General features: G+C 60.3%; 9 protein-coding genes, 1 pseudogene and 1 riboswitch. Of the genes and pseudogenes, 6 read left to right on the top strand and 4 right to left on the bottom strand.

What is annotated here, in order from left to right:
* Positions 1–62: 62 nt before the first annotated feature.
* Positions 63–260, bottom strand: a pseudogene (locus J2Y86_RS30440) (HAMP domain-containing protein); the annotation flags it as partial.
* Between the two features lie 1,362 nt (positions 261–1,622).
* Here J2Y86_RS30440 and J2Y86_RS12895 point away from each other — a divergent pair.
* Positions 1,623–2,441 (top strand): M48 family metallopeptidase, encoded by an 819-nt coding sequence (locus tag J2Y86_RS12895; RefSeq protein WP_253431792.1) that lies wholly within the window; start codon positions 1,623–1,625, stop codon positions 2,439–2,441.
* Positions 2,442–2,583: 142 nt separating this feature from the next.
* Here J2Y86_RS12895 and J2Y86_RS12890 read toward each other — a convergent pair whose 3' ends face one another.
* The 3 genes from J2Y86_RS12890 to J2Y86_RS12880 form a co-directional block, all read right to left on the bottom strand.
* On the bottom strand, positions 2,584–3,168 hold the full coding sequence (locus tag J2Y86_RS12890; RefSeq protein ID WP_253431789.1) for a TMEM165/GDT1 family protein: 585 nt from the start codon (positions 3,166–3,168) through the stop codon (positions 2,584–2,586).
* Positions 3,169–3,256: 88 nt separating this feature from the next.
* A riboswitch (yybP-ykoY riboswitch) is annotated at positions 3,257–3,382 on the bottom strand.
* 40 nt (positions 3,383–3,422) lie between these two features.
* The gene (locus J2Y86_RS12885) at positions 3,423–4,421 is read right to left on the bottom strand and encodes a class I SAM-dependent methyltransferase (RefSeq protein WP_253431786.1); all 999 of its coding nucleotides are present in this window, start codon (positions 4,419–4,421) and stop codon (positions 3,423–3,425) included.
* Positions 4,422–4,454: 33 nt separating this feature from the next.
* Entirely contained in the window at positions 4,455–5,420 is a 966-nt protein-coding gene (locus J2Y86_RS12880) for a 2-hydroxyacid dehydrogenase (protein WP_253431783.1), read from the bottom strand.
* Between the two features lie 242 nt (positions 5,421–5,662).
* Here J2Y86_RS12880 and J2Y86_RS12875 point away from each other — a divergent pair, with 242 nt between their 5' ends.
* The 5 genes from J2Y86_RS12875 (at position 5,663) to J2Y86_RS12855 (ending at position 14,819) form a co-directional block, all read left to right on the top strand.
* The gene (locus J2Y86_RS12875) at positions 5,663–6,292 is read left to right on the top strand and encodes a LysE family translocator (RefSeq protein WP_253431779.1); all 630 of its coding nucleotides are present in this window, start codon (positions 5,663–5,665) and stop codon (positions 6,290–6,292) included.
* 233 nt (positions 6,293–6,525) lie between these two features.
* Positions 6,526–8,208 carry a fatty acid--CoA ligase gene (locus J2Y86_RS12870; RefSeq protein WP_253431777.1) on the top strand — a complete coding sequence of 561 codons (1,683 nt, stop codon included), beginning with the start codon at positions 6,526–6,528 and terminating at the stop codon, positions 8,206–8,208.
* A 337-nt stretch (positions 8,209–8,545) separates the two neighbouring features.
* Entirely contained in the window at positions 8,546–10,513 is a 1,968-nt protein-coding gene (locus J2Y86_RS12865) for a DUF1302 domain-containing protein (RefSeq protein ID WP_253431763.1), read from the top strand.
* A 28-nt stretch (positions 10,514–10,541) separates the two neighbouring features.
* Complete coding sequence (locus J2Y86_RS12860) at positions 10,542–11,906, top strand: DUF1329 domain-containing protein (protein ID WP_253431761.1); 1,365 nt, start codon at positions 10,542–10,544, stop codon at positions 11,904–11,906.
* 174 nt (positions 11,907–12,080) lie between these two features.
* Complete coding sequence (locus J2Y86_RS12855; protein WP_253431758.1) at positions 12,081–14,819, top strand: LuxR C-terminal-related transcriptional regulator; 2,739 nt, start codon at positions 12,081–12,083, stop codon at positions 14,817–14,819.
* Positions 14,820–14,912 lie beyond the last annotated feature (93 nt).

The raw sequence follows: 14,912 nt of genomic DNA, 5'->3' as shown, positions 1-14,912 counted from the left end.
TCCGACGAATCGCTGACGCTCTGCACCGACGTCACGACCTGAGTGATCATCGCCTGCAACTTGGCGAGGAAGGTGTTGAAGCCTTTGGCGATCGAGCCCAGTTCGTCGGCGCGATCACTGGTCAGCCGACGGGTCAGGTCGCCTTCGCCTTTGGCAATGTCGTCGAGCATGGCGACCATCTGTTTCAGCGGCCGGGCGATGCCGTGGCCCACGAGCCAGATCACCAGCAAACCGATGCCGGCAATCAGCAGGCCAACCATGGCCATGCCAAAGGTGTCGGATTTACGCTGGGTGTTCAGGTCGGCCTGGAGTTTTTGCAGGTCGGCCATGACCGCGTTCAGCGGCAGTTGCAGCATCAGGGTCCAGCGGGCGTCGGTCTGGCCGATGCCGAAGGGCAGGTACAACTCGATCCGGCCCTGGGCCTTGTCGACGGTGTAGGTCACTTCGCCGCGCTTCAGATTGGCCATGTTGGCGATCTGTTGGCTGTCGAGAATGTCGCTGACCTTCTCGCCGAATTTGCTCGGGTCCTTGGTGTAGGCCACGATCCGGCCGTTACCGCCGATCAGCGCCATGACGCCCGAGCCGTTGTACAGCTTCTGGTTCGCGCCCAGGAGCATTTCCTGGATGAAATTCACCGACAGGTCGGCGCCGACGATGCCCTGGAACGCGCCGTCGAGCATGATCGGTTCAATAAAGGAAGCGAGCATGACGATCTTGTCGCCGACCTTATAAGGCGCCGGATCGATCACGCAGGATTTTTTGGTTTCTTTCGAGCACAGGTAGTACTCGCTGGCGCGCACGCCGGTGGACAGGGTTTTCTGGTCGTCGACGTCCACCAGTTTGTCCAGGCCCAGAGTGCCGTCTTCATTGCGGAACCACCATGGCAGGAAACGGCCGTTGCTGGCGTCGATGCCGACCACTTTGGTGCCGACGTAAGCCGCGTCGTTGTGATCGAGTGCGTCTTTTTCCCAGCCGATGTAGGTGCCGAGGATTTTCGGGTTCCTGGCGACGTTTTCCTTGATCAGGCTGATCATTTGCTCACGGCTGAGGCTCAGCTGCGGCTGGCCGTCTGCGCCCGGCGTGCCGATCAACGCGTTGACCCGCACCAGACCGCCGGCAATCAGCAGGGGCGCTTCAAGTTCGCGCTGGATCTGGCTGACCTGGGTTTGCGCCAGGGACGTCAGGCGCTGTTCGATGACTTGCTCGAATTGCGCCTGGGTTCGTTCCTGAACCATGTCTTGGGTCCGGGCACCGGAAAACAGGGCGTACAGCACCAGCGCGGCGACGACGCTCAAAACGATGGCGCCAGCCAGGGCCGCCACGGAAAACTGGATTGACTTGAATTTCATGGGTGCTCCGCACGCAAGAGGACATCTGCGGTGCTGTATCGGCAGGGGATTCGAGGGGCATGAGCGGGGCGGGGCGAAATGGCTGTTTTGGAGTGGTTGATGTCGCAAATGAATCACTGCGGGCCGTTACCAGCCGTGGCGGGGGAGGTTATGTGAATTTTTTCCTACGGCGATGAGAGCTTTATCCGAAATATGCGTCTGAATGTCTGTTGTATCTGGCGTCGATACATTTCCCCGCCTAGGATACCCGGCATGTTTTCAGGGAGTTTTTTGATGAACAAGCGATTGGTTTTGTGTGCTCTGAGTGCGGGTCTGTTGCTCGCCGGTTGTCAGTCGGTCAACACCACCAGCGGCGGTGCCGTGGGTGTGGAGCGCAAGCAGTACATGTTCAGCATGTTGTCCACGGACGAAGTCAACCAGATGTACGCCCAGTCTTACCAGAAGACGGTTGGCGAGGCGACCAGCAAAGGTGTGCTGGACAAGACCAGTAACGATGCCAAGCGCATCCAGGCGATCGCCAATCGGCTGATTGCCCAGGCGCCGATTTTTCGTCCGGATTCGGCCCAGTGGAAATGGGAAGTCAACCTGATCAAGAGTGACGAACTCAACGCCAACTGCGGGCCTGGCGGCAAGATCATTTTCTACACCGGGCTGATTGACAGCCTGAAACTGACCGACGATGAAATCGCCGCGATCATGGGCCATGAAATCGCCCACGCCCTGCGCGAGCACGGTCGTGAAGCGATGTCCAAGGCCTACGGTATCGAAATGGCCAAGCAGGGCGCGGGTGCATTGTTCGGTCTGGGCCAGGACAGCCTGGCGCTGGCAGACACCGTGGCCAACTACGGCATGACCTTGCCCAACAGCCGCTCCAATGAAAACGAGGCGGACCTGATCGGCCTGGAACTGGCGGCTCGCGCCGGTTACAACCCGAATGCCGCGATCACCTTGTGGAACAAGATGAGCAAGGCCTCGGAAGGTTCGCCGCCGGAGTTCATGAGCACGCACCCGGCGTCGTCCAGTCGGATTGCTTCGTTGCAGGCGGCAATTCCGAAGGTGATGCCGTTGTACGAGAAGGCGCCGAAATCCTGATGGTCATGCGGCGTCTTTGAAGACGCCTTCGCGAGCAAGCCCGCTCCCACATTTTGACCGTGTTCTCATGTTGAATACGGTCGAATGTGGGTGCGGGCTTGGTCCGGGCGGCGTTCCGACGACGGTCTACCGACCTAACGCATCAAACCCACCCGCTGCTCTGCATCGCCTTGTACACCGCGACAATCGCCAGGACGAAGAACGCCGAAGCCGCCAGGCGACGGATCAACGTCAGGGGCAGTTTGTCCGCCGCAAAGTTACCCGCCAACACCACTGGCACGTTGGCAATCAACATACCCGCGGTGGTGCCGATAATCACCAGCCACAGTTCCGGGTATTGCGCGGCGAGCATCACGGTTGCGATCTGGGTCTTGTCGCCGATTTCCGCGAGGAAGAACGCAATCAGCGTCGTCAGGAACGGCCCGAACTTGCGTGCGGTGCTGGCTTCGTCGTCATCCATCTTGTCCGGCACCAGGGTCCACAACGCCGTCGCGGTGAAACTCGCGGCGAGAATCCAGTGCAACATCGAATCCGAGAAGAAGCTCCCGACCCAGGCGCCTACCGCACCGGCTGCCGCGTGGTTGGCCAGGGTGGCAGCAACGATGCCGGCGATTATCGGCCACGGTTTGCGGAAACGGGCAGCGAGAATCAGCGCGAGCAGTTGCGTCTTGTCGCCGATTTCGGCCAAGGCAACGATTGCGGTGGGAACGAGAAGTGAATCCAGCATCAGGGTTTTCCTAAGGGGCGGGTCGACACGGCTATGACACGTACAGCCTTCCCGCCCCGGGTAAGGTGTTCGTGTCATAGGTCTTGTCAAACCCTGGCGATCCGTCTGATGCGGACGCTTGGGTCGCATACGCCATGGTCTGAGGACCAAGTATGTTGACGTATGCCGGACGAGCATGGCGCTCGTGGGAGACTACTCCCCTAGGACGGAGCGGATTCTGCCTAGGCGAAACCCGTTAGGCAAGCACTTATTTCTCAGCCGCGTTTGGCCCGGTAGATTCGAAAACCCTGTCCCTCAGCCTTGATCGCACAGACGCCAAGGTGCTCTTCGATCAGCGGTTGATACTTCAGGAAGCTGTTCGCAACCAGGCGCAGTTCGCCACCGTTTTTCAGATGTTTGGCTGCTTTTCGCAACAAGTTCTCGGTAGCGAAGTAGTCGGTGTGCACGCCGACGTGGAACGGCGGATTGCTCAGGATCGCACTCAAACCCATCGGCGCCGCATCGATGCCATCACCGGTAATGACGTCTGCTTCAAGACCGTTGGCAGCCAGGGTCAGGCGACTGCTGGCGGCCGCAAAAGCGTCCACGTCGAGCAGCGTGACCTGGTTGTGCGGATAACGACGTTTGACCGCTGCGCCCAAAACGCCCGCGCCGCAGCCGAAGTCCAGCAAATGACCGCTCGGCAATTTGTCCAGATGTTCAAGCAACAACGCACTGCCGCGATCCAGTCGACCGTGGCTGAACACACCCGGCAGGCTGATGACTTTCAACGGACCTTCGGCCAGCGGCAACTCATAGGTCTGAGCCAGGCTTTCCAGGGATTTGGCCGCTGGCGCATCGGCTACGGTGACCTGCCAGAGCTGACAATGACGCGCGCTGTCGAGTTTGCGCGGCTTGCCGAACGGATTCAGTTGCTTGGCCGCACCTTCGATGCCACTGCGTTTTTCACCCACCAGATACAGCTCGCGACCGGCCAGCCGCGAGGCCAGGGCGTTGAGGATGTAATCGGTAAGATCCTTGGACTTGGGCAGAAACACCACCGCGGTTTCGAACTCGCGCTCGGGCGCAGTCACACCGAAATGGCTGCGCTCGGCGAAACGAGCGTCCAGCGCGGCCTGATCGCCGGCGTGCCAGCACCAGCCATGCGCATCGGACAGGCGCCCCAGCAAATCATCGGCGGGCAAACCGGCCAGCAACACCGAACCCTGGAATAACTCGGCCTGACGAAGCAGTACTTCACTGCGCGGATCCATACTCTGCTCCCTGAAAAAAAGTGCCGCAGTTTATCAACTGACGACCCGCAGCGCCTTACCGCTGAAGTATCCCTGAGCGTTTTCAGTCAATTGGCCAACGATCCGCTGCCGCGCCTCGCGACTGCCCCAAGCGTTGTGCGGTGTGACGATCAGGCGTGGAATGTCGGTGGCGAGTAACGGGTTGCCGGCGGTCGGCGGTTCGACACTCAACACGTCGGTGGCGGCGCCGCCCAGATGACCGTTGCGCAAGGCATCGGCCAGTGCCTGTTCGTCGATCAAGCCACCACGGGCGGTGTTGACCACAAAGGCGCCCGGTTTCATCGAGGCCAGTTCGCGGGCGCCGATGAAGTGACGTGTGTGTTCGTTGAGCGGGCAGTGCAGCGTCAATGCATCGATTTGCGGCAGCAGCTCATCCAGCGGCAAACGGTCCGGCCGGGCAGGGCGCCCCGGAATCTGCCCGAGCAGCACGCGCATGCCGAAGGCTTCGGCCAGTCGTGCGACCGCGCTGCCCAGCTCGCCGTGACCGAGCAAGCCCAGGGTTTTGCCTTCCAGTTCGACGATCGGGTAATCCAGCAGGCAGAACTGTTTCGCTTGTTGCCAGCGACCTTCGCTGACCGCTTTCTGATAATCGGCGAGGCGCGTCGCCAGGTTGAGCAGCAACATGATGGTGTGCTGGGCCACCGATGGCGTGCCGTAACCCTGGCAATTACACACGGTAACGCCATGGGCGCGGGCGGCGGCGAGGTCGACGTTGTTGGTGCCGGTGGCGGTGATCAGGATCAGCTTCAGTTCGGGGCTGGCGGCAATGGCGGCGGCGTCGATCAGGATTTTGTTGCTGATGGCGACGGTCGCGCCTTTGAGACGTTCGATCACCTGATCCGGCGTGGTCTGCGCGAACAGCTGCAAATCGTCGAAGCACTCACGCAATGGGCTGAGGTCGAGGTCGCCGAGGTCCAGCGAGGGATGGTCGAGGAAAACGGCGCGGCGAGGGTTCGTCATCAACTGTACCTTTTGTGCATTGAATTGAAGGCGTAATCTGCCGAGCCTACCAGATAGAAACAAATGGTTACTTACAGCCAGGCCAGACGCCGAACCTGTGGGAGCGGGCTTGCCCGCGAAGGCGGAGTATCAGGCAACCATTATGGCGACTGACCCACCGCTTTCGCGGGCAAGCCCGCTCCCACAAGAAAAGTGCCAGCTTATAAATTCAATTCGACCGTTCAGCCCCAATAGGAGCCCCCATGTACTGGACAGAGTTCTTGACCGTTGCCCTCATCCATTTGCTGGCCGTGGCCAGCCCCGGGCCCGACTTTGCCGTGGTGGTGCGTGAGAGCGTGACCCACGGTCGTCGCGCCGGCACCTGGACCGCGCTGGGCGTCGGTACGGCGATTTTCCTGCACGTCGGCTATTCGCTGCTCGGCATCGGCCTGATCGTGTCCCAGTCGATCGTGCTGTTCAACGCCTTGAAATGGGCCGCCGCCGCTTACCTGCTGTACATCGGCTTCAAGGCCTTGCGTGCGCAACCGGCCAAACCGGTGGCCGACGACCTGCACCAGGAAGCGGGTGAGCGCACGGCTCGCGGCGCCTTCACCTCGGGTTTCGTGACCAACGGTCTGAACCCGAAAGCCACGCTGTTCTTCCTGTCGTTGTTCACCGTGGTGATCAATCCGCACACACCGCTGGCGGTGCAAGCGGGTTACGGGATTTACCTCGCGGCAGCGACGGCCCTGTGGTTCTGCCTGGTGGCGATGCTGTTCAGTCAGCAACGCGTACGCGCCGGTTTTGCCCGCATGGGCCACTGGTTCGACCGGACCATGGGCGCGGTGCTGATTGCCATCGGCGTCAAACTCGCGTTCACCGAGATGCACTGATCTTGTAGGAGCCGGCTTGCTGGCGATGGCATCGCCTCGGTCTGTCTGATAAACCCTGGAGTTCCTATCGCCAGCAAGCCGGTTCCTACAGGCCTGGATTGCAGTTAAATGCTGGCGCAACGCTAGCATTTGCTGAATTCTGCAAATCATTCCTTCGGCTGATTTGGTTGTCATGGAAGGGCACTAGAGTGCTTACTTTCAGTCACGACCGTGCAGTCAGAAAAGGGATTCTTATGTTGCAGACTCGCGTTATCCCCCCAGCCGAAGGCGCTTACCAGTATCCGTTGCTGATCAAACGGCTGCTGATGTCTGGCGCGCGCTATGAGAAAACCCGCGAGATCATTTACCGCGACCAGGTGCGCTACAGCTACCCGACCCTGATCGAACGGGTCGCACGCCTGGCCAACGTACTGACGGCGGCCGGCGTCAAGGCCGGCGATACCGTGGCGGTGATGGACTGGGACAGCCATCGTTATCTGGAATGCATGTTCGCCATCCCGATGATCGGCGCGGTGATCCACACCATCAACGTGCGCCTGTCGCCGGAACAGATCCTCTACACCATGAACCACGCCGAGGACCGCTTCGTGCTGGTCAACAGCGAGTTCGTCGGGCTTTACAACGCGATTGCCGGTCATCTGACCACGGTCGAGAAAACCCTGCTGCTGACCGATCTGCCGGAAAAAACCGCCGACTTGCCGAACCTCATCGGCGAGTACGAGCAATTGCTGGCGGCCGCGAGCACGCAGTACGACTTCCAGGACTTCGACGAGAACTCGGTCGCGACCACGTTCTACACCACTGGCACCACCGGCAATCCCAAGGGCGTGTATTTCACCCACCGGCAACTGGTGCTGCACACCATGGGCGTGTCGACCATCATGGGGGCCATCGACAGCGTGCGGCTGCTGGGCACCAACGACGTGTACATGCCGATCACCCCGATGTTCCATGTGCACGCCTGGGGGTTGCCGTATGTGGCGACGATGCTCGGGCTCAAGCAGGTATATCCGGGGCGCTACGATCCGGAATACCTGGTGGAGCTATGGCGCAAGGAAAAGGTTACCTTTTCGCACTGCGTGCCGACCATCCTGCAAATGGTCCTCAACGCCAAGGCTGCGCAAGGCACGGATTTCGGTGGCTGGAAAATCGTCATCGGCGGCAGTGCATTGAATCGTGCACTGTACGAAGCCGCCAAGGCCAAGGGTATTCAACTGACGGCCGCTTACGGCATGTCGGAAACCGGACCGCTGGTCTCGTGCGCGCACCTCAACGACGAGTTGATGGCGGGCACCGAAGACGAGCGCACCACGTATCGAATCAAGGCCGGTGTGCCGGGGCCTCTTGTGGAGGCGGCGATCGTCGACACCGACGGCAACTTCCTGCCTGCCGATGGCGAGACCCAGGGCGAACTGGTGCTGCGCGCGCCGTGGCTCACCGAAGGTTATTTCAATGAGCCGCAGAAGGGCGCCGAGCTCTGGGCCGGCGGCTGGCTGCACACCGGTGACGTAGCGACGCTGGACAGCATGGGCGTGATCGATATTCGCGACCGGATCAAGGACGTGATCAAGACCGGCGGCGAATGGATTTCCTCCCTGGACCTCGAAGACCTGATCAGTCGCCATGCGGCGGTACGCGAAGTAGCAGTGGTGGGCATTGCCGATCCACAGTGGGGCGAACGCCCGTTTGCCTTGCTGGTGATCCGCGAGGGCCATGTCATCGGGGCCAAAGAACTCAAGGAGCACCTCAAGCCGTTTGTGGAGCTGGGGCACCTGAGCAAGTGGGCCATCCCGAGCCAGATCGCCCTTGTTACTGAAATTCCCAAGACCAGTGTCGGCAAGCTCGACAAGAAGCGCATTCGCGTCGACATCACTGAGTGGCAAGCCAACAACAGCACCTTCCTCTCGACGCTTTAAGCGTCTTCGGCGTGCCCCAAAAGGGCACGCCAGCCCCACCAAGCAAGCGCTTGGCTTGTGAAATCCGAATTTTCAGCCATCCTTCCCGTGCCGACAGGTGTCGGTCTGGCGAAAGGACTGTTCCAGAGTGGCTGGCAGCTGCAAATCACACTTTAGAGGGATCAAGCAGTACTACCTGCTGGCTATAGTCCGCTCAAGGATTTTTAAGAACGGGGCAAACGCACAAAACGGGGCGATGCAACTTTGGAGTGACTTCGGGAAGCCTTGGCTCCCGGTCAACCACAGCGTTTTTAAAAGTACTCACTGCCATAACAATAATGCACATGGAGTAGCGTCGATGACATCAGTAAACCAGTTCTGGCGCCGGGCTAAACTGCCCCTGGCTGTCAGTCTTGCCTCTTCGCTCGCCGGGCCCGCATTCGGCGTCAGTTTCAACGTTGGTGAAATCGAAGGTCAGTTCGACTCATCCCTGTCTATCGGTGCCAGCTGGTCTACCGAGAGTGCCAACAAGAACCTCATCGGCGTCAACAACGGCGGTCGCGGCCTGTCCCAGACCTCCGATGACGGTCACTTGAACTTCAAGAGCGGGGAAACCTTCTCGAAGATCTTCAAAGGCATCCATGACCTTGAATTGAAATATGGCGACACCGGCGTCTTCGTCCGGGGCAAATACTGGTATGACTTCGAACTCAAGGACGAAGACCGTCCGTTCAAGGACATCAGCGACAGCAACCGCAAGGAAGGCGCCAAGTCCTCCGGCGCGCAGATCCTCGACGCCTTCGTCTACCACAACTACTCGATTGCCGATCAGCCGGGTTCCGTGCGTCTGGGCAAGCAGGTAGTGAGCTGGGGTGAAAGTACCTTCATCGGCGGCGGTATCAACTCGATCAACCCGATCGACGTTTCCGCGTTCCGTCGTCCAGGTGCCGAGATCAAGGAAGGCCTGATCCCGGTCAACATGTTCTACGTGTCCCAGAGCCTGACCGAGAACCTCTCGACCGAAGCGTTCTATCAGCTGGAATGGGACCAGACCGTTACCGACAACTGCGGCACGTTCTTCTCGCAACCTGACGTGATCTCGGATGGCTGCGATCAAAACCTGGCCGTGCTGCGGACCCGTAACGGGATCAACAGCTCACTGGGGGCCTTGCCGGCCGGCGCGCGTAGCGCTGTCATCAATACGCTGGCTGCCAGGGGCGTGAACTGGGGTAATCCAGACGAAGGCGCCATTGTCAAACGTGGTCCGGATCGTGACGCGCGTGACAGCGGCCAGTTCGGCGTGTCCTTCAAGTACATGTTCGAGCCGCTGGACACTGAATTCGGTGCCTACTTCATGAACTACCACAGTCGTGCGCCGATTTTCAGTGGCAAGGGTGCACCTGCGAGCGCTTATAACGCACAGGCACTTGGTGGCGCACTGGGCGGCGCATTGATTGGCGCGGGCATTCCGCCGGGTGCCGTTGGTGGCATCGTGGGTGGCCCGAACGGGCTGGCGGCGCAAACCCTGCCATTGGTGGTAGCGGCCAACTCCAGCTACTTCGTCGAGTACCCGGAAGATATTCGTCTGTATGGCCTGAGCTTCTCCACCACGTTGCCTACCGGTACCGCGTGGAGTGGTGAATTCAGCTACCGTCCGAACGCACCGGTACAGCTCAACACCACCGACATCCTCTTTTCCGGCCTGACGCCACTGAACCCTAACGTTTCCGTGCTGCAAGGTCGTCCAGGCGAAGATCAACATGGCTATCGTCGCAAGGAAGTGAGCCAGCTGCAGACAACCTTCACGCACTTCTTCGACCAAGTGATGGGCGCCGAGCGACTGACCCTGGTGGGCGAGGTGGGCTGGACCCACGTCGGCGGCCTGGAAAGCACCTCGAAAGCACGTTACGGCCGTGACCCGAGCTACGGCCCAGGTCCATTGCCAGGCGGTCAGTGCCAGGCATTGAACGCCAGCACTCTGGGAGCAGGCGGACCACAAAACAACGTCAATCGCTACTGCGAAAACGATGGCTTCACCACCACAGACTCCTGGGGTTATCGCGCTCGTGCCATCTGGGACTACAACAGCGTATTCGCCGGTGTAAACCTCAAGCCGAACATTGCCTGGTCCCATGACGTGGACGGTTACTCGCCAGGTCCTGGCGGCAACTTCGAGGAAGGTCGCAAAGCGGTCAGCCTGGGTCTCGATGCCGAGTACCAGAATACCTACACCGCGTCCCTGGCCTACACCAACTTCTTTGACGGCAAGTACACCACCGTGGATGACCGCGACTTCGTTGCGCTCAGCTTCGGCGTGAACTTCTAAGCACTGCATTTTCAGGACGAACACACCTATGAAAACAACAAAGAGTCTGTTCCACGCTGGATTTCTGGGGCTTACGCTGCTGGCGACCAGCGTCATGGCAGCGGTCCCTGCGGCCGAGGCGGACAAGCTGGGCAAGAGTCTGACGCCGATGGGCGCCGAGATGGCCGGCAATGCCGACGGTTCGATTCCGGCCTGGAAGCCGTTGCCGAAAAACGCCGGTACCGCCGACAGCAAAGGTTTCCTGTCCGACCCGTACGCCAGTGAAAAACCGCTGTTCACCATCACCGCGCAGAACGTCGACCAGTACAAGGACAAGCTTGCTCCGGGCCAGTACGCGATGTTCAAGCGCTACCCGGAAACCTTCAAGATGCCGGTTTACCCGTCCCATCGCGGCGCTACCGTGCCGGATGACGTGTTCGCGGCCATCAAGAAAAACGCCACTGCCACCGAGCTGGTGTCCGGCGGCAACGGGTTGAAGAATTTCGAGACAGCCGTACCGTTCCCGATTCCAAAGACCGGCATTGAGGTTATCTGGAACCACATCACCCGCTATCGCGGTGGCAGCGTGACCCGTCTGGTGACCCAGGCCACGCCGCAGCCGAACGGCTCGTACAGCCTGGTGTACTTCCAGGACCAGTTCGTATTCCGCGACAAGATGAAGGATTACGATCCGGCGAACCCGGGCAACATCCTGTTCTACTTCAAGCAGGAAGTGACCGCGCCGGCACGTCTGGCCGGTGGTGTACTGCTGGTGCACGAAACCCTCGATCAGGTGGCGGAGCCACGTTCGGCGTGGGTCTACAACGCCGGTCAGCGTCGTGTGCGTCGTGCACCGCAAGTGTCCTATGACGGGCCGGGTACTGCGGCGGATGGCCTGCGTACCTCCGACAACCTGGACATGTACAACGGTGCACCGGATCGTTACGACTGGAAGCTCGAAGGCAAGAAAGAGATGTACATCGCCTCCGACAGCTACAAGCTCGACGATCCGAAGCTGAAGTACAGCGACATCATCAAGGCCGGTCACATCAACCAGGACCTGGCTCGTTACGAGCTGCGTCGGGTCTGGCATGTCGTGGCCACCTTGAAGGAAGGTCAGCGTCACATCTACGCCAAGCGTGACTTCTACATCGACGAAGACACCTGGCAAGCAGCGGTGATCGATCACTACGACGGTCGTAACCAACTGTGGCGTGTGGCAGAAGCTCACTCCCAGAACTACTATAACGTTCAAGTGCCGTGGTACACCCTGGAAACCCTGTACGACCTGCAATCCGGCCGTTACCTGGCACTGGGTATGAAGAACGAAGAGAAATCGGCGTACAACTTCGGTTTCACTGCCACCACCAGCGACTTCACACCGGCGGCATTGCGTCAGTCCGGGGTTCGTTAACCTGAACTGAACAGAGGCCGCATCCTCGAAAAAAGCCCCGACTGGTTCGGGGCTTTTTTTTGCGCGTAGACTTTTTGTAGCCATTTGTAGCAATAACCTTCAATACCTCTTCGTTTACCGCTAGTCTGCGGACATCTGCAACGCCGCCAACAGCATTTCAAACAAGAGCCGGCCATGACTGATCTGTCCCCACTCCCGGGCCCTGCAAGCGTTGCCGTCGCGACACTGGACGGCCGTTTCTTTCGGCCACCGCTGCCTGACGGGCACGTGCTGCGGCCTCGTTTATGCGAGCGCCTGAGTGCCGGCCTCGGTGGCAGGCTGTTGCTGGTCAGCGCACCGGCGGGGTTTGGCAAGAGTTCGCTGGCAGTAGAGTTCTGTCAGGGGCTGCCAGCTCACTGGCAAAGTCTGTGGTTGGGGTTGAGTCCCCGAGACAGCGACCCCGGCCGTTTTCTCGAGCGGTTGCTCGAAGGCCTCCAGGACTTTTTTCCGCAGCTGGGCAGGCAGTCCCTGGGCCTGTTGAAAATGCGTCAGCGGCATCAGCCGTTTGCCTTCGAGGAATGGCTGGACGGTTTGCTCGACGAGTTGGCCGTGCATCTGTTGCCGACGGCACCACTGCTGCTGGTACTCGATGACTACCATCTGGCCCAGGGTCCGGTGCTCGATCGTTGCCTGCAATTTTTCCTCAATCATCTTCCCGACGGCTTGCTGGTGATGGTTACCAGTCGCCAGCGTCCGGACTGGCACCTGGCACGTCTGCGCCTGTCACGGCAATTGCTCGAGTTGCATGAACAGGATCTGCGCCTGACCCACGACGAAGCCCTGACCCTGCTCGATCGACACAGCACGTCCTTGCGCGGCGAAGCGCTGGAGAGCTTGATCCAGCGCAGCGAGGGCTGGGTCGCTGGCTTGCGTTTCTGGTTGCTGGCGGCTTCCGAAGCCGGCTCCGAAGGCGCATTGCCCCAGTCCTTGCATGGCGGGGAAGGGCTGATTCGCGATTACCTGCTCGAAGAAGTCATCGATTGCCTGCCCGTCGAGGTGCAGGCATTTCTGTACGACACCGCGCCTCAGGAGCGTTTTTGCAGCGAGCTGTGCGACGCCGTTCGCGAGGCGCATGACAGTGCCGAGATCCTGGGTTTTCTGCTCGCGCATCAAGTGTTCCTGGTGCCGCTGGACGAACACGGTCACTGGTATCGTTATCACCATCTGTTTTCCGACCTGCTGCGTACCCGGCCGACCCGTCAGGCAATGGTGCCGGCGGCTAGCCTGCACCTGCGCGCCTGTCGCTGGTTCAATGCCCAGGGTCTGCTCGATGAAGCGGTGGAACAGGCGTTGCGCGCCGGGCACCTGGACGTGGCGGCCAACCTGGTACAGAACCTTTCCGAAGAACAACTGCTGGCTGAACAGAACGTCGGCATGTTGCTGCGCTGGAAAATGGACTTGCCCGACAGCCTGCTGATCAGCACGCCACGCTTGATCGTGCTCTACAGCTGGGCGCTGGGGCTGGCCTGTCAGCTGGATGCCGCCGAGGAGCTGGCCAGTCACCTGAGCCGCTTCCTGCCGGCGCCGTCGGCCACTGCGCAGAAGTCCATGCTGGCGCAATGGCTGGCCTTGAGCGGGATCATCGCGCGCGGTCGCGGCAATCGCGAATTGACGCTGCTGTATTGCACCGAAGCGCTGGAGAGCCTTCCGTCCAAGCGTTACGGCCAGCGCCTGATGTGCCTTTCAACCCTGTCCAACCTGGCCATTGCCGACGGCGATTTATGGCGGGCACGGGGCTTGAACCGTGATTCTCTGGAGCTGGCGCAACGGGTGGGCAATCCATTGTTCGAAGCGTTGGCCCATTACGATCGCGCCCGGGTGTTGCAGGCGCGAGGGGAAATCCTGCGTTCGCTGGATGAAGTCCGCCAGGGGTTGCAACGCCTGCAAGGATTGTCGCCGCAACGGCTCTATGCCGTGCGCGCCCGGCTGACCTTGTACGAGGGGTTTCTGCTGGCCCTGCGTCTGCAACCGCAGACGGCGCGGGCGCGTTTGCAGGCGGGGTTGACTGAAGCCCGCGCCTGTCGCGACATCAGCGTACTGATCGGCCATTGCGTGATCGCCAGGCTCGAAGGCAGCAGCGGCGAATTCGCCAAGGCGTTTGCCGAACTCGCCGAAGCCGAACGGCTGATGCACATCTGGGACGTACCGCCGATCTACTACCTGGCGATGATCACCCTGGTCAAATGCGAACTCTGGCTGGCCCAGGGGCGTACCGATCTGGCGGAAGCCTGGCTGGCGCGACTGGGCCAGACCTACAACGGCGAACAGCCGGCTGCACCGCCGGAATTCCACCCGCAACTGCCGCTGCATATCGAGTTGCAACAGGCCTTGCTGGAGGTCATTCAGGCGCAGCCGATGCTGGCCGAGGGGCGATTGAATGCGTTGCTCGAGCATGGTCAGCAAACCGGTCGGCAGTTGCTCAGTGTGATGGCCCTGGCGCAGAAAACCGAACTGCTCCTTGCGCACAACCGTGAGCCTGAAGCCCGGCAAACCTTCGCTCAGTCCCTCGAAGCGGCCAGCGGCGGCGTGCTGCAACCTTTTGATGTCTTGTTGAGCAAATACCCCGACTGGCTTCGCGAGCAGCTGCAGAATTGCGCGAAAGCAGAGGTTTCGCAGAGTCTTTCAGAACGTCTCCCTCTTGTCGCTGCACGCATTGCCCCGGAGTCCTCACAAGCGTGCGAACAGCTCAGCTCCCGCGAGCTGTCGGTGCTGAAACTCATTGCCCAAGGTTGCTCGAACCAAGAAATCAGCGACCAGCTGTTCATTTCCCTGCACACCGTTAAAACCCACGCCAGCCACATCAATAGCAAGCTTGGAGTTGAGCGCCGCACGCAGGCTGTGGCACGGGCGAAAGCCTTGGGTGTGTTGGGGTAGTCGAGTTTCGCGCGCACTCAGCCAATGAAAAACGCCCCGAACCAGTCGGGGCGTTTTTCATTGGCTGAGTGCGCCAGGCATGGCGAGTTACGC

The sequence above is a fragment of the Pseudomonas migulae genome, assembly GCF_024169315.1.
Classification (GTDB): Bacteria; Pseudomonadota; Gammaproteobacteria; order Pseudomonadales; family Pseudomonadaceae; genus Aquipseudomonas; species Aquipseudomonas migulae_B.
The sequence above is the reverse complement of the archived record's forward strand: the minus strand, read 5'-3'. Positions and strand labels throughout refer to the sequence as shown.